Annotated in this window: 21 protein-coding genes and 1 tRNA gene; 13 read left to right on the top strand and 9 right to left on the bottom strand. The window is 37.1% G+C overall.

The window, feature by feature from the left end; genetic code table 11:
* Positions 1-98: 98 nt before the first annotated feature.
* Positions 99-2,078 (top strand): N-acetylglucosamine-specific PTS transporter subunit IIBC, encoded by a 1,980-nt coding sequence (nagE, locus tag HFC68_RS04240; RefSeq protein WP_011673904.1) that lies wholly within the window; start codon positions 99-101, stop codon positions 2,076-2,078.
* A gap of 87 nt (positions 2,079-2,165) precedes the next feature.
* Positions 2,166-2,513, top strand: coding sequence for a hypothetical protein (locus tag HFC68_RS04235; protein WP_002833828.1), 348 nt, complete (start codon positions 2,166-2,168; stop codon positions 2,511-2,513).
* Between the two features lie 62 nt (positions 2,514-2,575).
* Here HFC68_RS04235 and HFC68_RS04230 read toward each other — a convergent pair whose 3' ends face one another.
* Complete coding sequence (locus HFC68_RS04230; RefSeq protein WP_002833827.1) at positions 2,576-3,049, bottom strand: MarR family winged helix-turn-helix transcriptional regulator; 474 nt, start codon at positions 3,047-3,049, stop codon at positions 2,576-2,578.
* Between the two features lie 131 nt (positions 3,050-3,180).
* Between HFC68_RS04230 and HFC68_RS04225 the strand changes: the two genes are divergently transcribed.
* Entirely contained in the window at positions 3,181-5,511 is a 2,331-nt protein-coding gene (locus HFC68_RS04225) for an ATP-binding cassette domain-containing protein (protein WP_160211255.1), read from the top strand.
* Positions 5,512-5,562: 51 nt separating this feature from the next.
* Here the strand turns inward: HFC68_RS04225 and mscL are convergent, their stop codons facing one another.
* The 5 genes from mscL to HFC68_RS09415 form a co-directional block, all read right to left on the bottom strand.
* Positions 5,563-5,985 carry a large-conductance mechanosensitive channel protein MscL gene (gene mscL / locus HFC68_RS04220; RefSeq protein WP_002834294.1) on the bottom strand — a complete coding sequence of 141 codons (423 nt, stop codon included), beginning with the start codon at positions 5,983-5,985 and terminating at the stop codon, positions 5,563-5,565.
* A gap of 204 nt (positions 5,986-6,189) precedes the next feature.
* Positions 6,190-6,453: a zinc ribbon domain-containing protein gene (locus HFC68_RS04215; RefSeq protein ID WP_011673902.1), complete on the bottom strand. Its 264-nt coding sequence runs from the start codon at positions 6,451-6,453 to the stop codon at positions 6,190-6,192.
* Positions 6,454-6,883: 430 nt separating this feature from the next.
* Positions 6,884-8,983, bottom strand: a complete 2,100-nt coding sequence (locus HFC68_RS04210; RefSeq protein WP_167399698.1) for a sodium:proton antiporter — start codon at positions 8,981-8,983, stop codon at positions 6,884-6,886.
* A 110-nt stretch (positions 8,984-9,093) separates the two neighbouring features.
* On the bottom strand, positions 9,094-9,783 hold the full coding sequence (locus tag HFC68_RS04205) for a LacI family transcriptional regulator (protein ID WP_306106532.1): 690 nt from the start codon (positions 9,781-9,783) through the stop codon (positions 9,094-9,096).
* 16 nt (positions 9,784-9,799) lie between these two features.
* Positions 9,800-10,027 carry a LacI family DNA-binding transcriptional regulator gene (locus tag HFC68_RS09415; RefSeq protein ID WP_306106533.1) on the bottom strand — a complete coding sequence of 76 codons (228 nt, stop codon included), beginning with the start codon at positions 10,025-10,027 and terminating at the stop codon, positions 9,800-9,802.
* Positions 10,028-10,182: 155 nt separating this feature from the next.
* On the opposite strand from HFC68_RS09415, the gene HFC68_RS04200 reads away from it, so the two are divergent.
* Positions 10,183-10,467: a hypothetical protein gene (locus tag HFC68_RS04200; RefSeq protein ID WP_011673899.1), complete on the top strand. Its 285-nt coding sequence runs from the start codon at positions 10,183-10,185 to the stop codon at positions 10,465-10,467.
* Positions 10,468-10,545: 78 nt separating this feature from the next.
* On the opposite strand, the gene treC is transcribed toward HFC68_RS04200, so the two are convergent.
* Together treC and treR are read right to left on the bottom strand one after the other, a co-directional pair.
* Positions 10,546-12,192 carry an alpha,alpha-phosphotrehalase gene (gene treC, locus HFC68_RS04195; protein WP_011673898.1) on the bottom strand — a complete coding sequence of 549 codons (1,647 nt, stop codon included), beginning with the start codon at positions 12,190-12,192 and terminating at the stop codon, positions 10,546-10,548.
* A 2-nt stretch (positions 12,193-12,194) separates the two neighbouring features.
* A complete protein-coding gene (treR, locus tag HFC68_RS04190; protein ID WP_011673897.1) occupies positions 12,195-12,917 on the bottom strand; it encodes a trehalose operon repressor in 723 nt (240 codons plus the stop codon).
* A 217-nt stretch (positions 12,918-13,134) separates the two neighbouring features.
* Between treR and HFC68_RS04185 the strand changes: the two genes are divergently transcribed.
* The 6 genes from HFC68_RS04185 (at position 13,135) to HFC68_RS04160 (ending at position 19,556) form a co-directional block, all read left to right on the top strand.
* Complete coding sequence (locus HFC68_RS04185) at positions 13,135-15,108, top strand: PTS glucose transporter subunit IIABC (RefSeq protein WP_167399697.1); 1,974 nt, start codon at positions 13,135-13,137, stop codon at positions 15,106-15,108.
* A 31-nt stretch (positions 15,109-15,139) separates the two neighbouring features.
* Positions 15,140-15,961: a Cof-type HAD-IIB family hydrolase gene (locus HFC68_RS04180; protein ID WP_002834287.1), complete on the top strand. Its 822-nt coding sequence runs from the start codon at positions 15,140-15,142 to the stop codon at positions 15,959-15,961.
* A gap of 219 nt (positions 15,962-16,180) precedes the next feature.
* Positions 16,181-17,503 carry an MFS transporter gene (locus HFC68_RS04175; protein ID WP_011673895.1) on the top strand — a complete coding sequence of 441 codons (1,323 nt, stop codon included), beginning with the start codon at positions 16,181-16,183 and terminating at the stop codon, positions 17,501-17,503.
* 23 nt (positions 17,504-17,526) lie between these two features.
* The gene (locus tag HFC68_RS04170; protein ID WP_171030518.1) at positions 17,527-18,126 is read left to right on the top strand and encodes an NAD(P)H-binding protein; all 600 of its coding nucleotides are present in this window, start codon (positions 17,527-17,529) and stop codon (positions 18,124-18,126) included.
* 80 nt (positions 18,127-18,206) lie between these two features.
* Complete coding sequence (locus tag HFC68_RS04165) at positions 18,207-19,088, top strand: LysR family transcriptional regulator (RefSeq protein ID WP_011673894.1); 882 nt, start codon at positions 18,207-18,209, stop codon at positions 19,086-19,088.
* A 93-nt stretch (positions 19,089-19,181) separates the two neighbouring features.
* The gene (locus HFC68_RS04160) at positions 19,182-19,556 is read left to right on the top strand and encodes a nuclear transport factor 2 family protein (protein WP_011673893.1); all 375 of its coding nucleotides are present in this window, start codon (positions 19,182-19,184) and stop codon (positions 19,554-19,556) included.
* 123 nt (positions 19,557-19,679) lie between these two features.
* On the opposite strand, the gene HFC68_RS04155 is transcribed toward HFC68_RS04160, so the two are convergent.
* Positions 19,680-19,752, bottom strand: a tRNA-Lys gene (locus HFC68_RS04155).
* Positions 19,753-19,996: 244 nt separating this feature from the next.
* Here HFC68_RS04155 and yycF point away from each other — a divergent pair.
* Genes yycF through HFC68_RS04140 form a run of 3 tightly spaced genes read left to right on the top strand, consistent with a single transcriptional unit; the run spans position 19,997 to position 23,866 of the window.
* Entirely contained in the window at positions 19,997-20,698 is a 702-nt protein-coding gene (gene yycF, locus HFC68_RS04150) for a response regulator YycF (protein WP_002834282.1), read from the top strand.
* A gap of 25 nt (positions 20,699-20,723) precedes the next feature.
* Complete coding sequence (gene walK / locus HFC68_RS04145; RefSeq protein ID WP_011673892.1) at positions 20,724-22,571, top strand: cell wall metabolism sensor histidine kinase WalK; 1,848 nt, start codon at positions 20,724-20,726, stop codon at positions 22,569-22,571.
* Positions 22,571-23,866, top strand: coding sequence for a YycH family regulatory protein (locus HFC68_RS04140; protein WP_011673891.1), 1,296 nt, complete (start codon positions 22,571-22,573; stop codon positions 23,864-23,866). Before walK ends, HFC68_RS04140 begins: the two co-directional genes overlap by 1 nt.
* Positions 23,867-23,877 lie beyond the last annotated feature (11 nt).

Here is a 23,877-nt window from a genome sequence, read left to right as displayed (position 1 = left end):
AGCGGATTATACCAATAATTTACGCTTGAAATAGCGTTTCCACTAACATAGAATTGGATTATCGCATTTATTCAATATTCTATTTGGAGGTATTATTCATGAAAGCATATTTGCAACGCATGGGTCGTTCTTTACAACTTCCCGTAGCCGTTTTGCCTGCCGCCGCTTTGTTGGTTGGTATTGGTAACTGGTGGGCTTCTTACAGTAATGACGTAGTTGCTCATTTCTTACAAGCCGGTGGTAACGCTGTTTTAGGTCAACTACCGCTATTATTTGCCGTTGGTTTAGCCCTCGGGATGTCTGTCGATCAATCTGGGGCTGCTGCCCTCGCTGGGTTAGTTGCCTTTGAGCTACCGGTCAATGTATTAAAGCCTGAATCGGTTGCTACATTAATGAACATCAAACCTACAGCCGTTGATGCTTCGTTTGCTCAAATTGGAAATGTATTTATCGGTATTATCGCTGGTTTGATTGCTGCAGCATTATACAATCGATTCCACGAAACAAAATTACCGATGGCTCTTTCCTTCTTTAGTGGTAAGCGTTTAGTACCAATTATGGCTGCCCTTGTTATGCTACTTGTCAGTGTAGTGTTACTATTTGTTTGGCCACCAGTTTACGGCGCTCTCGTTGCGTTTGCTAAGTTTATCTTGAACTTAGGCTGGGTTGGTGCTGGATTGTACGGTTTCTTCAACCGTCTCCTTATCCCAACTGGTTTACATCAAGCTTTGAATTCCGTATTCTGGTTTGACGTGGCTGGGATTAATGATATTGGTAAATTCTTGGCTTCTCAAGGTACAAAGGGTGTTACAGGTATGTACCAAGCTGGATTCTTCCCAATCATGATGTTTGGACTTCCAGCCGGAGCTTACGCTATTTACAAAAATGCTCGTCCTGAAAACAAAGCAACTACAGCATCATTGATGTTAGCTGCTGCATTTGCTTCATTCTTCACCGGTGTTACAGAACCACTTGAATTCTCATTTATGTTTGTTGCATGGCCTCTATACGTATTGCACGCAATCTTTACTGGTCTTTCACTCGCATTTGCGGCATTTATGCATTGGACAGCTGGTTTTGCATTCAGTGCCGGTTTAGTTGATTATGTGCTTAGTTTGAAGAACCCGATCGCTAACCAACCATTATGGTTAATTGTTCAAGGCCTCGTAATGGCTGTAATTTACTATTTTGGTTTCGATTTTGCGATTAAGAAATTCCATTTGATGACCCCAGGTCGCGAAGAATTAGCTGAGGACGATGGTGTTGAAGAAGTTGCAACTAATGATTCAGATGATAAGTATACTGTTCAAGCTAAAAAGATCTACGCTGCTCTAGGCGGTTCAGACAACTTACAAGTCGTGGACAACTGTACAACACGTCTTCGTCTTAAATTGAATGATACAGATAATATTAATGAAAATGCAATCAAACGCAGTGGTGCTGCAGGATTGAATAAGATTGATAAGAATAATCTACAAATTATTATTGGTACTGAAGTTCAATTCGTTTCAGATGCACTTGCAAAATTAGAGAATGCTAAGGCCCCAATTTCTTCAGTGAAGACTGCTGATGAAACAGCTTCAACAGAAGAAACGGTTGCTGATGGTATTAAACGGGATGTTACGGAAGAGTTCTATAGTGTTGCTAATGGACAATACATGGATATTGAGGAAGTTCCTGATGACACGTTTGCTCAAAAGATGTTGGGTGACGGATATGCTATTAATCCTACTGATGGAACGATTACTGCTCCAGTTGATGGAACAATTACATCAGTATTCCCTACTAAACATGCAATTGGTTTCAAGACAGATGCTGGTTTAGAAATCCTTCTTCATATGGGAATCGACACTGTTGAATTAAATGGTGCTCCATTCGATGTTAAGGTAGAAGATGGACAAACGGTTAAACATGGTGACGTTGTAGCTAAAGTTGACTTAGACGCAATTAAAAATGCGGGTAAGCAGACACCAATGATCGTCATCGTTACGAACATGGATGCAGTTCGGGTGATGAAGTTCAAAGGTAATGCATTAGTTACACCAGAATCCTTAGTTCTTAAAACAACTACTAAGTAAAATAAGTGAAGCAAAATCCTCTAAATCAACTACAATTGATTTGGGGGATTTTGTTTTCTAATAAAATTGGAGGTAGGGTAGGATAGCATGGTTGAAAAAGTTGTAGTTATCAATACGGGAATGGTTGGTATTTTACAGACGTCAAATGGGGCAGGACCCGTAGTGGAAGCGATGCTCGATTCGAGGTTGGTGAATAAACTAAAAAAGGCGCTCGTAAAGGTGGGAATTGTAGACGTGGATGTTGTTACTGGCGAAGTTGAAGAACTTTCAAAGTTTGCGTCAGATCCTAAAATATTAATTGCAATTAATAAACAAGTGTTGCAAACTAGCTCGCCTAAAATTGATCAAACGACAATTACGAACTTAGTCACTTATAGTAATGGTGAGGTTAGCGACCTTGTAACAAAAATTGAGCAAAAAATTAAGTTAAATTGAAGTTAAAGAGAGCCTTACAAGTAGTTACTTGTAAGGCTCTTTTTTCATAAATCGTAAACAAATTATTGTTGAACAATACCAGCCTTGGATAGAATCTCAAGTGATTCCGTCATTAAAGGAACTAGGCGAGCACGGTCTTCTGAAGAAAGGGCACTAAGGGTTTTATCCAATCTATTGGCAACCCGAAGAAATTGCTGCGCCATTAAATCACTACCTTCTTTGTCGGGGTAAACATTAACGTTACGCCGATTTTCCGTGTTGTGGACCCTTTTGATCATGTGTAGATCTTCTAATTTGCTAACGCTCCGACTTAATTGTGGTTTAGAAATACCGACTCTTTTAGCCAATTCAGACATGGAGGTACCAGGATTACCTAAAATATCCATTAAAATCATAAAATTCAAAGGCGATATTTTAATAGTTTCATCGTTAAAATAGCTAAAAATAGTTTGAGCAAGTGTGCCGAATAATTGCGCGGTTACTTTGACGTTTTCTGGTAACTGATCCCATTCTGATTGGTAAGGTTTATTATCCATTGGGTAGTTCACCTCCTATAAATATTTATATAACGTTATTATAGCACATTAATTTAACTTTGATTAATGGTTGACAATTGTTAACTATTGTCTATAATTAACATAACCAAGTGAAAAAGGAAGTAGCGTATATGTTAGAGTTAAAACATCTAAAGAAATACTATAAGGTCGGTGAAACAACCACCAAAGCCCTTGATGACGTTTCTGTTTCTTTCCGTAATCAAGAATTTGTAGCAATCTTAGGACCTTCTGGTTCTGGTAAGACCACTATGCTGAATATGATAGGCGGTTTAGATCGCTATGATTCTGGTAATTTGGTTATTGAAGGAAAATCAACCGACGACTTTAAAGATTCAGATTGGGATGCCTACCGCAATAATTCTGTAGGATTTATTTTCCAATCGTACAATATTATTGGTCATCTTTCGATTATTGATAACGTTGAGATGGGGATGACTTTATCAGGCGTGAGTGGAGAAGAAAAGAAGCGCCGTGCTAAAGATGCTTTAATTCGAGTTGGTTTAGAGAAGCATATGAACAAGCGACCTAACCAACTATCGGGTGGTCAGATGCAACGAGTAGCTATCGCCCGAGCCATTGCCAATGATCCAGAAATTCTGCTTGCTGATGAACCAACTGGAGCTCTTGATTCAGAGACTTCAGATGAAATCATGCAATTAATTAAAGAACTATCTAAAGAACGTCTGGTAGTAATGGTTACTCATAATCCAGAATTGGCTCGCCAATATGCTGACCGAATTATTGAATTTGCTGATGGTAAAATCCAAACAGATTCCAACCCTTATAATGGGCATGATGAAGTGACCAACTTTAAGCTTAAACATACTAAGATGAGTTATTGGACAGCTTTGAAACTTTCTTTTAAGAATATTATGACTAAAAAAGGTCGGACATTCTTGACGGTTTTTGCTTCCTCGATTGGAATTATCAGTATTGCGATTGTTTTGGCCTTATCAAATGGTTTCCAGAAACAAATTGACCAAACCCAAAGTGATACGATGGCTTCTATGCCGGTTTCAATTGGGGCCGTTGCTTCAGATTCAAGTGCAGCAATGACGGACAGTCAAAACAGTAGCTTCTCCAAACATAAGTATGTGGAAGCTGATTTGAGTAAATCGGATAAAGCCCAACACGTAAATAAAATAGATTCGAAGTACCTAGATTACGTCAAGAAAATGCCTAAAAAATACACTAAAAATATTGCGGTTACTTACAGTACCGGAATGAATTTAATTAGCCAAAAAGATGGTAAATGGCAAACGGTTAAGTTTAGTAATGCTGATCCCGATGCTAAGACAGTAGATACAAGTTCAATGATGGCTTCTGTTACAGGTGTGGGTGGCTCAGTTTATCCCATTGATCGTGATGGAAATCAAAGCTTCTTAAAGAAGAATTATCACGTTTTATCTGGAAGTTATCCAAAGAAGGCTACTGATGTTGTTTTAATTGCGGATCGCGATAATAAGATTAGCATCTCAGCTTTAAAGAACTTTGGAATTACAGCTAAAACTAACCAAAAATTTGATTACAATCAATTGATCGGTAAAACGGCCAAATTGGTAACTAATAATACTTACTATAAAAAATTGCCAACTGGTAACTATGTTCCTAGTGATAGGTATGCATCAATGGCGAATGCTAAAGATACTAAAACGCTAAAAGTTGTCGGTATCTTACGGGTGAAATCTAAGAATAGCGATGGCTTATTATCCAACGGAATCGCCTACAGTGATCAATTAACCAAATCCGTTTACGAAGATAATAAAGATTCTGATATTGTAAAAGCTCAAGCAGCTAGCAAAAAGAATATCATGACTGGTGAAACAATGGATGCTTCTACCAAAAACCAGATGCTAACGATGTTGGGTGGTAGTGAAACACCAAGTACTATCCAAATTTATCCAAGTAACTTTAAGAAGAAGGACCGGGTCTTAGACTACCTCGATAAATATAATGATGGCAAGAAAAAAGCGGATCAAATTGTATATACGGATATGGCCGGTAGTATTTCAAAACTGACTGGTGGAATGATGGATGCCATTACGTACGTCTTGGTGGCTTTTACAGGAATTTCGTTAGTTACATCAATGATTATGATTGCAATTATCACATACACGTCTGTAATTGAAAGAACTAAAGAAATCGGTGTATTGAAAGCTCTAGGAGCACGTAAGAAAGATATTACCCGTGTCTTTGATGCAGAGACGGCCATCTTAGGGATTGGGTCAGGACTTTTCGGAATTGTGGTAGCTTGGTTATGTACTTTCCCAATTAATGTCGTACTGGAAAAGATGACTGGTTTAAGTGGAGTCTCTCAATTAAATCCAGTTCATGCCATTCTCTTAGTCATAGTTAGTGCTGTGTTAACTATTTTAGGTGGACATATTCCAGCTAGAATGGCTGCTAAAAAAGATGCAGCAATTGCTTTAAGAACTGAATAACTTTAGTAAAAAAACGTTTCTTGAGAAAACTCTCAAGAAACGTTTTTTAGGTTATTTAGTTGAATCTTCTTTGTTTTTTAAGTTGGAAAGTAATTCAGGATTATTTACTAATGCATCGCGAATTTCTTTAAGGTAAATTTCACTATTTTCAATTGCTTCAGCTTCATCGTCTTCTTGTTCTTCTTTCTTAGGAAGAAACTTGTTGACTAATTTAACCAAAATAAAGACAACAAATGCAATGATTAAGAAGTTAATGACAGCATTGATAAAACTACCAAACTTGAAAGTAGCTCCGGCTACCTTAAGTACCCAATCTGAAAAATCAATTCCGCCGATAAATAAACCAATTAAAGGATTAATTAAATAATTAACTAATGATTTAACGATGGAAGTAAAAGCTCCACCAATAATAACACCGACAGCTAAATCAAGGACGTTTCCACGTGAAACAAATTCTTTAAATTCTTTAAGCAAATCAACCAACTCCTAGTTTTTTTTAGAGATTAATTCTCTGAATCCCTCTAACAGAATCGAACTGTTATCAAAACTTACCTAAGTGAGGGAACTGTAATTTGAAATAAGACCTTAACTTTATTTATGATATCATTTTTATTCACATTTAAAGTAGGCAAAATGCTCTTACAAATTTTGGTCAACCTTTAAAATGACTGAATTAATTTAGGATTCCCGCCAACGATCTAGTCGCTGAAGTCGAGATGGATAACAAATTAATAAAAATATTTTTTTGAATATATTCATTTTTGATTGTTTGATTTCTTTAATCCCTTTCGCCTTGATGTCATCAATAGTAAGGGTAGGGTCAGTGAAAGCTCCATCTTGATAACATGAAATGCAATAGTAATTTGATGAGTCACCGTTGGCTTTAGTGCCAGCATTTGTAGTAGTAAGTGGTCTTCCACAGCTTTGGCAAAATTTATTCATTACTTACACCTCTCTTTTATAACATCCGATAACTTAATTAGTAACATCAACTTCCCACTGAAAAGTAGCTAAACCCGATTTTGTACAACCATAATTATATATTAATTACTTATGGTTAGCATTAAAAATAAATTAAATCTGAATGCAGATAAAAATAAGATTATCCCGTTGAATTTGAAATTAAATTTTTATAAAAATGTACCTAGAAAAAAGTTAATAGGGGATTATTTTATGATAAATTATCATTTCCGAGTTACATTTTATAGCCATATGAAACATACGGGTATTAATCATGGTTTTGAATAGCACCTGCTAACATTCAAACTTAAAATGAAGTTCAAAATTTGTTTAAATTAATTTAATTCGAACTAAAACACCTCCTATGTGCTACTTATAAATAAGTAACGCGCAAGAGGTGTTTTTAAAATGCTTAAGATGTAATAATTTGAAGCTGTTGAGTACGTTGTAATTGTAGTGATTGAGCTTGATTAATCTCATCATAGAGCACAGTTGCCATTTCTGGGGTAATAACCCCACGGCTTACTCCACGTTGAATAAAGTTATATTCTTGCTGAAAGGCTTGAATGTATAAATCGCTACTTACAAAGACTGCCTGTTTATTATAATCATGACGAACCATTGAGCAGTATCGATTGATAGATCTACGAACGAGGTTAATATATTGGTTATTACTTTGTTTACGTAATAAGCGACCACGCAAAACATCGTCTAAGTATTTATCAGTAGAGTCGATCACTTCATTGTTGAGTTCCAAAAGAGCATCCCGAACGTCCAGACGTTGTTGGAATGTATCCGAAGGTTGAGCAGCCAACCATTTTTGACGAGCAACGGTACGTTGATGTTTGGTAATTTGCCCATTTTTGACGTGCCAGAGGGCGTGTTTGCAAAGACCTGATACCTTTTTAAAGTTCTTTTTAAATATATAATGTACTCGGTTAGCAAAGTGCTCCCGAGGATTAAAGTTAGGAGCTACAAAATTATTTAGAATTTTTTCATAGATATTAACAACTTCTAAACTATATTTAGCTGAAATTGAAGGTCCATGAATGTAAGTGACAATGAAGTCTTTGGTTTCAAACATTAACTCCTGATATTCATCAAAATCAATAATTTGGCCATTCAATGCCCCTTTTTGGGACTGCAACTGTTCCGTTAAAGCCTCACGAACCGCGTGATCATCGATGGTATCACGTAGTTGTAAAGTAGCATAATCCACCATCTTATTACGAACATGATCGATATCAGCGAGTGAATATTCCGTCGTTTTGACAGGAAGCATCAGCGGAAGACTGATAGCACTGACTAACATACTAATTAAAATTACTAGCGTGGCAATCACAATTAATTCTTCACGATAAGGGAAGGGATGACCACCGATTCTAGTAGGAAGTGAAAAGGCCATCGCCAAAGTCACGGTCCCATGCGCACCACTAATTGCAAATATCCTTGACCATAGCTGATGCACGGATTTGTCATGTGGGCCTAAGAAATGGTCAGGATTGTCTGGATTTTCATGAACAGACCACCAGTAACGGATAGCTAGCATTGATAGATAAATCAGTAAACTAATACCAATTAATTGAGCAATCGTCATCGTTCCCATCTGGATAAAATCTTTCCAAACCATCGGTAAAGTCACTCCAAGGAATAAGAAAACGACGCTATTTAGGAAACTTGAGATAGTATTCCAGACGGTTGCTGAGGTAAGCTGAACTCGAGTTGAAGTTAAACGGAGGCGTTCAGATTCCCAATTATGAACCATTCCAGTAGCAACGACGGCTAGAATGCCAGAAGTTCCCAAATGTTCAGCTAAAAGATAGACGAGAAAAGGGGTCAACAGACTAATCGGAATGATGATAGTTTCCGGATTATTAGCGCGCATGTTTAAATTAACGCGAAGAGAAACAATTAAAAAGCCGGCAATAATTCCAATGATTACGCCACCAAGCGCGACAAAAATAAAATGTTCGACTCCGGTAATTGCTGAAAAAGTTCCATTTTGTAAAACAGATAAAGCTAAATCAAGGATTACCAGTCCAGTGGCATCGTTAAATAAGGATTCTAGTTCTAAAGCTTCATTAACATTTTCGGGCATGGCAGTTCCGCTGGTCATCGATTTAACAGCAACCGCATCGGTGGGAGTAACGATGGCTGCTAGGGCAATGGCCACTGGTAGCGTCCATTTGGTTTCAAAATTATTAGTTAAGATTCCAACAACTAAAGCGCTGGCGCCAGCTAAAACTACCGACAGAAAAAATACCACGCGAAAACGTTGGCGAATTCGATTGAAGGATTGTTTTTGACCATCTATAAACATGATAGGTGCAATAACCACTAACATAAAAAATTCTGGTCTTAATTCAAAATTATGAAATGCTGGGGTAAATGATAGGATTACTCCAACGATAATTAAAATAAATGCTTCGGGAATTCGAGGCACAAGTTGTTTAATAATATTAGATAAGATTACACCTGTTAAAAGTAGTGCAATTGTGTAAAATGTTTGCAAGGTTACTACCTAATCTCCTATGAATAAAATTTATAGAAGTCATTATAACAAAAAATGAGATGATGACTTCATCGTCTCATTTTACTACAGCATGTGATATTAGGATGACGTTATCTGATGATAAATTCTGACTCGATGGAAACCGATTTGATAGCGCCCGTAATAGCAAGTTCGCAAGCGGCTTGACCAATCATTTTTAGATGGTGATCAATCGTGAGGATTTTTAATAGACTTCCAGATATTTGATTTTCCTGTCCCATTAAGGCCGGCAACTCTAAATTATTATCTAGGTAGTATTGATAAATGCCAGCAATAATATCGTCGCTATTACCAAAAATGAAATCTGGCGTATCTCTTGCAATTAAATGAGCGGATTGGTAGCCATCATTGTAATTGTAGCAATCCGTATAGACTAAATTGGAGTCTGGGAAAGTTCCAAAAACTTTTTTGTAAGAGTGAAAAATAATTTTACTCGTGGCACTGTTTCCGTACGGACGACTTAAAATAATAGCAATTTTGCTATAGCCACCTTGTTTAACCCATTCGAACGCCTGTTGATAGGTACTTTCACGGAGCGTATAGGCAGCCGCAATGGGATTGCCCTGTGGATTTTCACAGCATACGATGGGGCCATATTTTTGATATTTGATTAATTCAGTTAGTGGCAATTTGCGAGATATAAAAATTAGCGCATCAAAGGCTTTTCGGTGAAGTTTTTCTAAATGTTTTTGTTCTAACTTTTCGTCATACTGAGATTCCAAAAAAAGAACATTATATTCAGCAGCAAAAGCTAAGTCCATAATTCCATGGGTTAACTCAGAAAAAAAAGGGATGACGCATATGAGGTACTACCACACCAATCGTAAACGTCTGGCCCTTACTCAGGTCACGAGCAATGGCATTGGGTACGTAGTCCATTTCGTCAATAATCCGTTTGATCTCCTTACTAGCTTTGTCAGAGACATAACCACTCTGATTGATAAAACGGGAAACGGTAGATGCTGAGTATCCAGATTTTTTAGCAATGGTTCTAATATTAGTCATTATTATCAAGTCCTATTTTAAATTCGATTAAGGTCCATACCCTCATTTTAAAGTATGAAACGCGTTCCACAACCAATATTTTAACTTAGCAATCTTAAGGCTTGCTATGGTACGCGTTTCATAGATTATGCTCTGTTTAAAGGAGGATGATTGATATGTATACGTATGTAGAAGTGACTTCAGAAGGTACCAGAGAGATTGGATATGCTCAAGTTAAGTTTAACGATGAAAAAATGATCTTAACTTTTTCAAATGGTTTAGGAATAACAAGAATGAAATTCAATTTAGACGATGTAGGATACGTTGCTGAGGGGCAATTTATCGGAGGTAACACTTTCACGTTAAATGCCGATGGTTATCGAATCACACTATACGAAGATGGTCTGGCCACTTCGGATTATTTGAGAAACTACTTTAAATATTTATTGGTGCAAGTATAAACATGAAATTAAAATTAATGCTAGATAATAAAAGTCCTTCAAGCTACTTAGTTAACTTGAAGGACTTATTTTATTGCACTAAATCAGAATTGCTATGGATTGATAAGGTTTCAATTTCAGCGTTGTTGTTAATTCAGGATTAGTCTCGTAGTTGTTAATCAAGATTTTAGCAGTTTCAGTGGTGTATTTACTAGGAATTGAGATGGTAGCATCATTTCCATAGAAGTTATTGAGAACCAACAAGCTTTGGTCTTGATAGGTACGAATATAAGCGAATACAGAAGGGTGATTAAGTTCAAAGGATTGATAATCTCCTTCAGAAATAATGGAGAATTCTCGGCGAAGTTGAATTAATTTTTGGTAATAAGCAAAAATTTCACCGTGTTCTAGTTCATTTGCAACGTTAATTTCAGTTTGCTTAGTTGGTTTTAACCAAGGTTGAACTTCAGAAAAGCCAGCATATTTGGAATCATCCCAATGCATAGGAACTCGACTATTATCGCGAGCTTTAGACTTCACGATTTCAAGTGCATCTTGAGGAGATTTATTTTCTTTCAAGAGTCGTTGATAAGCGTTTAAGGCTTCTACATCAACATATTCGTCAATGTTTTGGTAATCTGGATCGACCATGCCGATTTCTTCTCCCTGATAAATATAGGGCGTTCCACGAAGCAAATGCATCGTGGTGGCAAGCATTTCGGCAGACTTAGCTCGGTATTTACCAGAATCTCCAAAGCGATTTAAGGCCCAAGGCTGATCGTGATTATTCCAGAAGAGGGCGTTCCATCCATCACCTTCATCCATGCCCACTTGCCAAGTATTTATCGTCTTTTTAAGTGCAGCAAAGTCAAAAGGAACTTTCGTCCATTTTTGTCCGTGGTCGTAATCTACTTTTAAATGGTGGAAGGTGAAAGCCATGGTTAATTCATGTTCTTCCGGACGAGTATATTTCACACCATTTTCAACTGAAGCTGAAGAAAACTCTCCTACGGTAATTACTTCAGGGTCTTGAAGTGCAGCTTGATGCATTTCCTTAAGATAACTTTGAACGATAGGTGTATCGGTATACATAAATTTTGATTCTACGCCTTCAGGAGCGTCGGTTAACTCTACGTCCTTTCCAGTCACATTAATTACATCAAAGCGGAATCCCTTAACCCCCTTGGCATGCCAAAAATTAATGACCTTGAAAAGTTCTTGGCGAACTTCAGGGTTATGCCAGTCAAGATCGGCTTGATGCTCGTCGTATAAGTGTAAGAAATATTTACCGGTATCACCAAATTTAGCCCAAGCTGGTCCACCAAATTTAGAAGTCCAATTGTTGGGTAAATCACCATTTGGTTTAGGATCTCGAATGTAGAAGTATTTTTGATAGTGTTCGTCGCCAGCTAAGGCTTTTTGAAACCATTCATGCTCAGTAGAAATATGATTTAACACCATATCTAGCATAACTCCGACATGGATTTCCTTTAATTTACGGACTAATTCTTCAAAAGCTGACATCGTACCAAAGACAGGGTCAATTTCATAGAAATTGGCAATGTCATAACCATTATCGTATTGAGGAGAAACGAAAAAAGGATTGAACCAAATCATATCGATATTCAACTTATCAATATAAGGAATTTTTTTGATAATTCCTTGTAAATCTCCAATGCCATCGTTGTTAGAATCATAGAATGATTTGGGATAAATTTGGTAAATAACCTTATTTTTAAAATTCATAGTTAGTGTCCTTTCAATTTTTGTCTTCTAGCAAAATCAACAAAACTAAATTTATCAGCTCGATGAATAGATTCGGTAAATTGGAACAACGTGGTGTCATTGAGATAAGTCATACTTCGAATTACTACGACGTCTTTGTGTGGTGGAATTTTTAATAATTGACGTTGGCGTTCAGTAGGCTCTTCGACCGTGATGGTTTTAGTAGCATAGCTAATATCCAGTCCAAGTTGGTCTTCGAAATATTCATACAGAGAATTTTCAGCAGCCATTTTTGGAATATCATTAACTACCTTTGAGAGTACGTAATCTATATCAATAATGATGGGTTCATCATTAATGGTTCTTAAACGTTCAATATAAGTAGCTTCTAACTCACTATTTTGATCGAGACCAAAATCCTTGGTAGGCACCAAACGAGGCTCTAATGTAAGTACTTTTGTAGTTGAATGCATATTTTGTGATTGATTGAGCTCTTTGAACGATTTGATACCGGAAACTGGGAAAACAAATCTAGAAACATCGAGGACGATTGATCCTTTGCCTTTAATTTTTTGAATGTAGCCCAGTTCTAGCAAGAGCACCAAAGCTTTTCGAACAGTTTCACGTGAAGTTCCATATAGGTCGCAAAGTTCGTTTTCACTAGGTAAATAAGAACCGGCAGGATAGATACCATGAATAATTTTATTGGCAATATCTTGTTTTATTAAATCGTATTTACTTTCCATACAAGAGCTACCCCTTTCTTAGAAACGCTTACATTTTAACATGATGTAACTAGTATATACAAGGTAATATAATTTATTATTTATCAATAACCTGTAATTAAAGGCGCTATCTTTATTGTTGACATCTTGTATATACAAGTTTATGATAAAAGCATGTTAAATAGCAAGCGCTTACAAATATATTGAAATTATATTAGAGCATGTGAGGAATAATCTTATGAAAAAAACAAATGATAATCTCATAGTTGTAGCACCAGCAAGTGGTAAGGTGATTCCACTTGAACAAGTAGAAGACCAAGTTTTTGCCCAAAAAATGATGGGGGGAGGTTTTGGGTTAGAACCTACTAACGGTAATCTAGTTGCTCCTGTGGCTGGGACAGTAATGATGGTAGCTGATAGTAAGCACGCAATTGGTATTAAAACTGATAGTGGTGTCGAAATATTGCTACATCTCGGAATTGATACCGTAGAACTAAAGGGCACCCCATATGATCTTAAAGTTCAAGTTGGCGATCATGTAGAAGCAGGAAGTAGCCTAGGAACTTGGGACTTAGATTTAGTGCGTAATAATGGCAAGCAAACTACTATAATCTTTGCAATCACTAATAGCAGTGAAGTGTTAGAGCAGTTGGAAATTGAAGCTGATACAGTTGAAGTAGGAAAAAATGTTGCAAATCTAAAATTAAAAACGGTTTCAGAAAAAGTGGAGCGTTCTAAAAGTAATGAAGGTAATCGCTTTGAAAAAACAGCTCAAAAAGTAATTGATGCAGTGGGCGGACCCGACAATATCAATAGTGTGATTCACTGTATTTCTCGTTTACGCTTTTATTTGAAGGATATTAATAAACCCGATGATGATATTATTCGAAATGACGACCATGTTATTGATATTATGCGTGCTCAAGGTCAATACCAAGTAGTGATTGGTCCAGATGTAGTCGATGTTTATGACGCAGTTATTGACCAATTAGGGACAGAATTTGGGGATGAAGAAGGAACCGAACAAGCCGTTAAAGCTACGCAACCACAAGGCCCTGATAACCGGAATTTCCTAGAAAAAACAAAAGATGGATTTAATAATTTTATTGGTGTAATTACTGGTTCGATGAGCCCAGTGATTTGGTCATTGGCGGCAGCTGGTATTCTCAAGGGATTATTATCAGTCTTAACGATGCCACAGATTGGGGAACTACTAAGTCCTAAAAGTAATTTATACATCATATTAAATGCCATTGGCGATTCAGTTTTCTTCTTCCTCCCAATTTTAGTAGGATTTTCTGCGGCAAAACGCATTGGTGGAGATCCAATCATCGCAGCCGTAATTGGTGGGGTATTGGTACATCCTACGCTAACTCCGTTGGCTGGAAAATCGTTAGGGATGTTGGGTGGATTTAACTTCCCAATGGTCCAATATTCATACTCGATTTTCCCGATGATTTTAGCTGCTTGGTTGGCATTTAAAATTGAAAATTATTTGAAGAAACATTTACCAAGTTATCTAACCATGATTTTTGTTCCATTTATTACAATTCTGATTGTTAGTGGAATTACGATTTATATTACTGGCCCAGTCATTGTCGGCATTTCTAAATGGATTGCGGTAATGATTTCATGGGTACTGGTTCATAGTGGATGGGCATCAGGAATTCTAGTAGGTGGTTTCCATCAAGTATTGGTAATCTTTGGTTTGCATTGGGGAATTACTCCATTGGTAGTTAATGACATAGCTACCACGGGACACAGTTACTTAAATGCTTTGATTTGCCAAACCATGATTTCACAAGGTGCAGCTGTTTTAGCCGTGGCGATTAAGACTAAGAAAACTAACTTAAAGAGTTTATCATTTGCGGCTGCCATTTCAGCCTTTTGTGGAGTTACTGAACCCGCTATTTACGGGGTTAACCTCCGCTATAGAAGGGTCTTCATTTCTGGATTGATTGGTTCAGCATTTGGTGGATTTATAACCGGGTTGTTCCATGGTAATATGTACGGATTTGCCGGTTCATGGATTGGTTTTGCATCCTTCTTTAATCCAAGCAATCCGTCTGATTTAAGCAGCTTCTGGATTTTCTTGATTTCCTCAGTTGTATCTACCATTATTGCCTTTATTGCAGCATACGTTTGGGGCTACAATGACAAAATGGAAGTTGGTAAAAAGGTTGAAAAACCAATTAACCCTAGTAAAAAATAATTTGTAAAAAGCTAATATGTAGGAGGCCACCATGGGTATTCAATTAATTGCAAGTGATATCGACGGAACTTTTCTAAATGATCAACAGGATTTTGACCATCAACGTTTTCAAGCTCAGTTAGACAAACTTAATGAACGAAAAATTAAATTTGTAGTAGCGAGTGGAAATCAGATGGCTCATTGTCAGGAAGTATTTGCTGGCATTAAGGGTGACTTAACCTTTGTTGCCGAAGATGGTGCCCTTACGATTGAACAAGGGAAAATTTTAGACGATAATCCGCTAAAACCGGCTTTATTACACGACACAATTGAGTACTTATTGACGACTCCGATGTTTAAAGGCGTTGAGCTGATTCTGTCGAGCCAACATCGTGCATTTACTAATATGAAAATGGATAATCCGGAATGGCCCGTTAGCTCGTATTTTTACAGCCAATTAACCCCAGTGGATCACTTTAAAGACATTAAAGATCCAATTTATAAGATTGATGCCCATTGGGTTGATATTGATAATGTGCGTGAACAAGCCGCACTGTTAAAAACCGCTTTAGGGGATAGCTTGGGAAGTGTGATGAGTGGCTTCAATGGAATTGACATTACGATGCCCCATGTTACTAAAGCGTATGGACTTCAGCAATTACAAAATCGTTGGAAAGTTTCGATGGATGAAACGATGGCTTTTGGTGATACCCAAAATGACGAAGCCATGTTGCATCATGCGCGACTAGGCTATGCAATGAAAAACGCAGAACAAGAAGCACTGGACGCCACCGAATTGGTTACACCATTGGATAACAACGATAGTGGAGTGATGGACATGATTGATCGGGTGCTCCGCGGTGAAATTGAATAATTGATAGATTGTTCTTGGTTTATGGACCGCTACTAGGATGGAATGCAATTTTCCATATAGTAGTGGTTTTTTGTATGGAAATGGGTTTCAGGTTTACGTGGGATAACCCTGATTATCCATAAGAAAAACTTATGAAAATTGGTAAGAATCGAAATTGGTTAAGAATGGGGGAGCTTGTAGAATAATTACATAATAAAAATTTGGATGCGGGTGATAGGAATGAACAAACAGAAATTTGGTATGATTTTACCAATTATTTTAATTAGTTATTTTATGATTCTTTTGGATAATTCAATTGTTTTTACAAGTACGGTAAAGATTGCAGCAGACTTGAGTTTGTCGGCTTCGGAATTATCGTGGGTAACTAATGCATATGCATTAACCTTTGGTGGATTATTAATGATTGGTGGACGGTCAGGAGATATTTTTGGTCGAAGAAATGTCTTTTTAATCGGGTTGGTAATCTTTAGTATAGGATCCTTATTGGTTGGTTTATCAACTAATGGTTTAATGATTATCGCCATGCGAGCCTTACAAGGAATTGGATCGGCAATTCTTGCTCCAACCACTTTAGCTTTGTTAATGGATAGTTATCGAGATCAGATGAGAACCAGAGCGATTGTATATTATGGTGCTACTGGTGGATTAGGTGCCAGCATTGGATTAGTTGTTGGTGGATTGATTGCTAGTTACGCTAGTTGGCGCTGGGGCTTCTTACTTAACGTGCCCGTAGGGATACTGATGATTGTGTTAACACTCAAATATATTCCAGCAAGTAAAAAGGTAGAAGGAAAATTAGATTGGTTAGGTTCGATTTTGTCAGTCTTAGGAATTACTGCCCTTGTTTATGGAATTAATGGAGCTAGTCATCCGGTACCCATGGTTATGACCGGGATTTTACTTTTGGTTTTATTTGTATGGCAAGAAAAAGTTTCTAAGCACCCGGTTACACCATTAAAACTATTTAAAGATCGAGAAAGAAGTAGTGCTTATATTGCAAGGTTCTTTTTCTTAGGTGCAATGATTTCATACTTCTTCTTAACGCCACAAGCGATGCAACAGGTTTATCACTTTACGCCATTAATGGCAGCGGTAGGATTCTTACCAGAAACACTACCTCAATTTGTTTTTGCTACATTGGTATCACGGTTAAACGAAAAGTTTACTAATACTCAGATTTTAATTGCTGGAACGGTAATTACCTTAGCTGGATTGGTTTTCGCCGCTGTGATAGGGATACAAGCAGGATATTGGTGGTCAGTAGCTATTCCAATGGTGATTATTGGTATAGGTCAAGGATTTACATTGAGCCCTCTAACCGTAGCCGGAGTAGCAAATACGGATAAGGAAATTGCCGGATCGGCTTCAGGTGTAGTAAATATGGTTCATCAAATTGGTAGTTCAGTGGGACTTTCAATTATCACCGCGCTGACAGCTAATTTAATTAGCCCAGTATTATCATATGACCACGCTATCATCATTATGGCCGTATTTATGTTGATTTCAGTCGGAGCTACTTTAAATATCGGTCTTAAAAAATAAGTGATTTTATAAAGAGAGGGATTATCATGAACGTATTAATTATTGGCGCAACAGGAACGATTGGAAATGCAGTAAGACAAACTTTATTAAGTGAAACAGATGCAAATTTAACCCTTTTTGCTCGAAGTGCCAACCGATTAAAACCCGGTAGTCGTGAAAAAGTGGTGGCTGGTGATGTAAACCAAGCCCATGATTTAGACCAGGCGATGAAAAAGCAAGACGTCGTATTTGTAGCACTTAGTGGTAATTTAGGAACATATGCTGAAAATATTGTATCAGCAATGAAACGTAATCAAATTGACCGCTTGCTATTTATTACCTCGATGGGAATCTATAATGAGATTCCGGCAACAATTGGAAGCAATGGGAATTTAGAATATAATTCGGTCCTAAGTTCATATCGACAAGCAGCTGATGTTGTTGAAGCTTCAGATTTGAATTACACCGTAATTCGTCCAGGTTGGTTTACTAGTGGTCCAGTAGATTACGAAGTTACATTAAAAGGAGAACCGTTCGGAGGACATGATGTTTCGGTTAGTTCAATTGCTGATCTTGTAAAACGACTCACTTTTGATGCTACCTTGTATTCACGGGATAGTGTCGGAATTAACACCCCTCAATGATTATATTTAAGGAAGAGTTGAAATTTATTTCAGCTCTTTTTGTTTTATAATGAGGTAAATCCATGAAGTGAGGTAAACTAATGTTTCAACAAATGCAGTATTTTATTGATGTGGTCGATGCACACAGTTTTACCCAAGCAGCTGCTGACGATAATATTTCTCAATCGGCTATTTCCCAACAAATTAAAGAACTTGAAAATAATCTAGGAGTTTTATTGTTGAAACGTCAGGGTCGGAGCTTCGAAATTACCCCAGCTGGACAGTACTTTTATCAGCATAGTAGGGATGTTTTAGGACAGGTTAAAAAAATTGTTAAAGATACCGTTAGAATTGCCAATGATAACGAACCTGAATTAAGAGTTGGATATTTGAAAAGTTTTGGAACAACGGAGTTCTTACAAACCGTTGCTGAATTTTCTAAATCTTACCCAGAAGTAAAAATTAAAATCAATAATGGAACGCATGAACAATTGTATGATTGGTTGCGTGAAGAAAAAATTGATCTGGCTTTTTCTGATCAACGGCGAGCCCCTTCCAATGAATATGTAAATGATTTTTTGACAGAAAGTGGATTGATGGTTGCAGTAAGTCAAACGGGGGAATTTAGCCACGCAGAGCAAATTGATGTGGCTGATTTAGCTGACTTGCCATGTATTTTAATTACCGATTCAAAGCAACAACTGGCAGAGGAAACATATTATCAAGAAATTTTAGGTGTTAAAGGTGGTTTTCGATTAGTTGCTAACTACGATGAAGCCCAGATGCTGATTGCAGCTAATCAAGGATATTTAATTGTTAATCAGCGAACCCAAAACCTACTCGATAGTGGAATCATTCAAACCGTACCTTTGCACAATGGTGGGCATGAATTGACTCAGAAGTATTATATGTACTGGAAAGTCGATAATTCAGGGTTTTATATTGAAACTTTTGCCGAAATGTTTGAGCATCATTTTAAATAAGTTTTACTTATTTAATAGAGTTAAGATTAGAATAGCTCGGCTCCTTAATTATAGATACCATATAGGATAGAAAGATATCAAAGGAGTAAATCTATGACAAAAGATGAAGAACAAATTGTTCAACTATACCGAGCTGAAAATGAAGCAATGGTGAAAAAAGATATAAGTCGACTAGATATGATTTTAGGCGATCGAATGACTTTAACGCATATGACGGGATACGTGCAACCTAAACTGGAATGGATCGATCAGATACAAAATGAAGAAATGCAGTACTTGGAGTCCAAAGAAGAAGCTATCAAAGATATTCGAGTTGAAGGAAATTTGGGACAATTAACGGGCCAAAATTTAGTAACCGCCAAAATCTGGGGCGGATCGAAGGACGTTTGGCCTCTTCAAATGAAAATGTATTTTGAGAAGAACAATGGGCGATGGGTAATTAGTAAGCAGGTAGCTAGTACGTATTAAAAGTAGAAAAATAGGTATGAAAAAAACAGTGGAAAAGATTATCCACTGTTTTTTAGTGCACAAAAAAATCAGTAACCACGGCTTTACGCTGCGTGACTACTGATTAGTGTGTCGTGTGTTTGATGGGTGGTCAGGGGATCGAACCCTGGACCCACGGATTAAGAGTCCGTTGCTCTGCCAGCTGAGCTAACCACCCATATAATTAATATGTATCAACTCGACTTAAATATAGTATCATGAAAAATAGGGGCTGGCAATACTTTTTTTAAAAAAATTTCGAAAAAAATTAAAAAAATGCAAAAACGATTTAAATCGTGCTACAGATAGCGTTTCCGATTGATTTTAGTGTATATGTTATAATTAACCAAGATTAATGGATTGGACCATTTTTATCAGGAATGCATACCTGATGGCAGATAAATCTTCCAAGGAGGGCTAACATGCCAAAGATTTTAGTAGTAGATGATGAAAAACCGATTTCTGACATAGTTAAGTTTAATTTAGATAAAGAAGGATACGATGTAGTTACTGCATATGATGGTGAGGAAGCTCTTGCCCAAGTCGAAGAAGAAAAGCCCGACTTGATTCTGCTTGATTTGATGTTACCAAAAATTGATGGATTAGAGGTTGCGCGCCAAGTAAGAGCAAAACATAATATTCCAATCATCATGGTAACAGCTAAGGATTCAGAATTAGACAAGGTTGTTGGACTTGAGCTTGGTGCGGATGATTACGTTACTAAGCCATTTTCTAACCGTGAACTAGTGGCGCGGGTAAAAGCCAACCTTCGTCGTCAGGATCAATTGCAACAAGATGATGAGACTGTTAAAAATAATATTAAAATTGGACCTTTAGTGATTAATTCAGATTCATACTCAGTGACTCGTGATGGGATGCAATTAGATTTGACCCATCGTGAATTTGAACTTTTACATTATTTGGCTCAACATACGGGCCAAGTGATGACTCGTGAACATCTTCTTCAAACGGTTTGGGGATATGATTATTTTGGGGACGTTCGTACAGTGGATGTTACCGTACGTCGTTTGCGCGAAAAAATTGAAGAAACCCCAGGAAACCCTCAAATTTTGGTTACACGTCGTGGAGTGGGATACTATTTACGTAATCCAGAAAATGATTAATTAATTCAGGATTTTTGGAGACTAAATGAATAAACGAACGAATTTTTTCAAATCAATTAACTTTAAAATAGCTCTAGTGTTTGCAATGTTGCTAGTCGTAACGTTGGAAGTCGTTGGAGTTATTTTTGTGCGACAACTTGAAACACAAAACTTGAATCAATTTAAAACTCAAGTTCAACTACAACCTTATGTTGAAAATGAGATTAGTACGCAATTAGAACGTGCTAATACGAAGAGCGCTAACTCACAAATATCCGATATCATTGGAAACATCAATAATCAAAATATCACGGAAATTCGAGTGATTGATGCCAAGGGTGTTATTCGGGGAACGAGTAATAGTACTAACCAGAATATTGTTGGTCAAAAGACAACGGATCGCAATGTTAAGGATGTAATCTACAATACGCGAACCTATCAACAAGTTTCGTACAATAAAACCACTAACACGCGTTATTTTGTTTCAATTGTTCCTTTAATTAACACTGCAGGAGCAACCAACAACTTGACGGGTGTTGTTTATATACGCGCTAATCTAGAATCGGTATATCAGAATGTTAATAATATTACGTTAATTTTCGTAGTAGCTGCTTTAATTGCGATTACAATTGGACTAATTTTAGCCGTTTTAATTTCCCGAGCGATTACCCGTCCCATCGAAGAAATGCGGCAACGAACGATTCAAATCGCCCGTGGAGATTATTCTGGTCAGGTTCAGATTTATGGTGATGATGAACTTGGCCAACTAGCAGAAGCTGTTAATGAACTTTCTGTACGGGTAGAAGAATCTCAGGAATCGACTGAATCTGAACGGCGGCGTCTTGATTCCGTCTTGGGCTATATGACTGATGGGGTGCTGGCGACAGATCGACGCGGACGAATAACCATCGTTAATGAAATGGCAACGGATTTCTTGAATCTTGAGAATGACCAAATCGTTGGGAAATCAATTTTAGACATTCTCGATTTACGAGGAACGTTTACTTTACGGGACTTACTTGAAAATCAAGAGCAGGTTGTTTTAGATCTTTCCGATGATGACCAAGATTTAATTTTACATGCTTCATTTGCCTTAATTCAGCGTGAATCAGGCTTTATTAGTGGTCTGGTTTGTGTTTTACATGATGTTACTGAACAGCAAAAAATTGATCAAGACCGAAAACGATTTGTTTCTAACGTTTCGCATGAATTGCGGACACCTTTGACTAGTATGAAGAGTTATATTGAAGCATTGGTTGAAGGAGCCTGGAAAGATCCAGAAGTGGCCCCTAATTTCTTGAAGGTTACGCAAGAAGAAACGGATCGAATGATGCGGATGATTAATGATTTACTAAATTTATCACGTATGGATTTAGGAACGGCTAGATTGGAACGTGAATATGTTAACCTAAATGAATTATTCAACCATATTTTGGACCGTTTCGATATGATTCTGAAAAATAGTGATAAACCAGATAAAAATTACTCTATTAAACGCGACTTTACGCGTCGTGATATTTGGGTTGAAGTTGATACAGATAAAATTCAACAAGTATTGGATAATATCATGAATAATGCGATTAAATATTCTCCAGATGGGGGGATTATTACCTGTCGGCTATTAGAGACCCACAATCACGTGATTATGAGTATTACAGATCAAGGTTTGGGAATTCCAAAGGATTCAATTAGCCACATTTTCGATCGTTTTTACCGCGTGGATAAGGCTCGTTCACGGGCTCAAGGTGGTACTGGTTTGGGATTGGCGATTTCAAAAGAAGTTATCCAACTTCATGGTGGTCGAATTTGGGTCGAAAGTCGCGAAGGTGAAGGATCTACCTTCTACATTTCACTTCCATATGAACCCTTTGAGGAAGGAGATACTTGGGAATAATGAAAGATACTAAAACGCGTAAAATTGTCCGACATGTCATTTTATTAATATTAGCGCTAACTAGCATCGTGCTTTCATGGGTAATTTGGACTAACCCGGCTCGGTATGAACGCGCTAAGCAGGTTTCCAGTGAAAAAGTACAATCAAACCAGGTTAACCGGGATAAAGGCGATGTTATCTTACCAACGCAGGTTATCTATACCAAGGGAGAACAACAAGAATTGATTAATAATTCTAAAAGTAGCCTTCCCAAGGCAGCTGTTAAAGAAATTTCGAGTTGGAAACTATCAAACATAACTCGGGTTTCAAGAGGTAATAAAGAACGTTTTTTGGATTATGCTACGTTAAGTCACAGTTTGATGCTGAAATATCCAAGTAATATCACTGGGAAAATTTTCAATAGTATTTATGATCAAAAGTTAAATACAAACGCTGAAATTAGCCAAATTGTAGTTAACGTGAATAAACCAAACGAGTTTTTCCTGTTAAATGATGCGACTTATGACGTTTACCAAGCTAAAGCTTCTAAACAAGATTTAAAGCAGTTACGCAAATTGATTAAGCAGAGTGATAGTCAGTATAAAGTGAAAGAAACCATCATGAATCATAATCTGATTAATGATTATCAAACTGCAATTAAGGTACCTTATTATAGTTTTTCAGTTAATAAAGAGAGCAGTAGCGTCTTCACTGCCAACTTGTTAACAAATACTGATGCAGATTCAATTGATACGAAGAAAACTAAAGATGGTACAGAATATGTCTCAAATGATACAACCAAACGTTTACTGATTAAAAACAATGGTTTTGTGACATTTAATAATGCCAGCAAAGCTAATGATACTGAAGAAAGCTTAAAGCGAAATCTAGAATTGAGCTTTTATCAGATGAAACAACTAGGGGTACAAGTGGACAACATGCGCTATTTCAATTTCCATGAAAATAATCATGAAATCGAATTTAGAGATTTTGTAGAAGGCTTCCCGATCTTCAATGCAGACGGTCTGGATACGATTAAAGTCGCTCACCAAGCAAAACAAACCACGACCTCATTTTCAATCTATAATCTTGACGTTCCAGTTCCCACATCAAAGAGTGACAAGGAGCTACCAAGTACGCAAGATATGTTGGATGAATTAAAATATAGCGGAATTAATACTGATAAAATTGAAGACATTGATATTGGATATGAACGTCCAAGTACAACTAAAGCTAATTCAACGGTTGAACTTGAACCAACCTGGTTTATCAAGTACCATGGCGACTGGACGTCATATCGCGATTTAGTTAGCTAAGGAGGAACAAA

The organism is Pediococcus sp. EKM201D, assembly GCF_011800215.1.
Taxonomy (GTDB): domain Bacteria; phylum Bacillota; class Bacilli; order Lactobacillales; family Lactobacillaceae; genus Pediococcus; species Pediococcus pentosaceus.
This window is presented reverse-complemented; position numbering and strand designations above follow the sequence as displayed.

Bases quoted from the DNA above. Each gene is read 5' to 3' on its own strand.
- nagE (WP_011673904.1), top strand. From the start codon at position 99: ATGAAAGCATATTTGCAACGCATGGGTCGTTCTTTACAACTTCCCGTA.
- HFC68_RS04160 (WP_011673893.1), top strand. From the start codon at position 19,182: ATGACAAAAGATGAAGAACAAATTGTTCAACTATACCGAGCTGAAAAT.
- HFC68_RS09415 (WP_306106533.1), bottom strand. From the start codon at position 10,027: ATGACTAATATTAGAACCATTGCTAAAAAATCTGGATACTCAGCATCT.
- HFC68_RS04140 (WP_011673891.1), top strand. From the start codon at position 22,571: ATGAAAGATACTAAAACGCGTAAAATTGTCCGACATGTCATTTTATTA.
- HFC68_RS04230 (WP_002833827.1), bottom strand. From the start codon at position 3,049: ATGGATAATAAACCTTACCAATCAGAATGGGATCAGTTACCAGAAAAC.
- walK (WP_011673892.1), top strand. From the start codon at position 20,724: ATGAATAAACGAACGAATTTTTTCAAATCAATTAACTTTAAAATAGCT.
- HFC68_RS04200 (WP_011673899.1), top strand. From the start codon at position 10,183: ATGTATACGTATGTAGAAGTGACTTCAGAAGGTACCAGAGAGATTGGA.
- yycF (WP_002834282.1), top strand. From the start codon at position 19,997: ATGCCAAAGATTTTAGTAGTAGATGATGAAAAACCGATTTCTGACATA.
- HFC68_RS04215 (WP_011673902.1), bottom strand. From the start codon at position 6,453: ATGAATAAATTTTGCCAAAGCTGTGGAAGACCACTTACTACTACAAAT.
- HFC68_RS04165 (WP_011673894.1), top strand. From the start codon at position 18,207: ATGTTTCAACAAATGCAGTATTTTATTGATGTGGTCGATGCACACAGT.
- HFC68_RS04205 (WP_306106532.1), bottom strand. From the start codon at position 9,783: ATGGACTTAGCTTTTGCTGCTGAATATAATGTTCTTTTTTTGGAATCT.
- treC (WP_011673898.1), bottom strand. From the start codon at position 12,192: ATGAATTTTAAAAATAAGGTTATTTACCAAATTTATCCCAAATCATTC.
- treR (WP_011673897.1), bottom strand. From the start codon at position 12,917: ATGGAAAGTAAATACGATTTAATAAAACAAGATATTGCCAATAAAATT.
- HFC68_RS04180 (WP_002834287.1), top strand. From the start codon at position 15,140: ATGGGTATTCAATTAATTGCAAGTGATATCGACGGAACTTTTCTAAAT.
- HFC68_RS04185 (WP_167399697.1), top strand. From the start codon at position 13,135: ATGAAAAAAACAAATGATAATCTCATAGTTGTAGCACCAGCAAGTGGT.
- HFC68_RS04235 (WP_002833828.1), top strand. From the start codon at position 2,166: ATGGTTGAAAAAGTTGTAGTTATCAATACGGGAATGGTTGGTATTTTA.
- HFC68_RS04225 (WP_160211255.1), top strand. From the start codon at position 3,181: ATGTTAGAGTTAAAACATCTAAAGAAATACTATAAGGTCGGTGAAACA.
- HFC68_RS04175 (WP_011673895.1), top strand. From the start codon at position 16,181: ATGAACAAACAGAAATTTGGTATGATTTTACCAATTATTTTAATTAGT.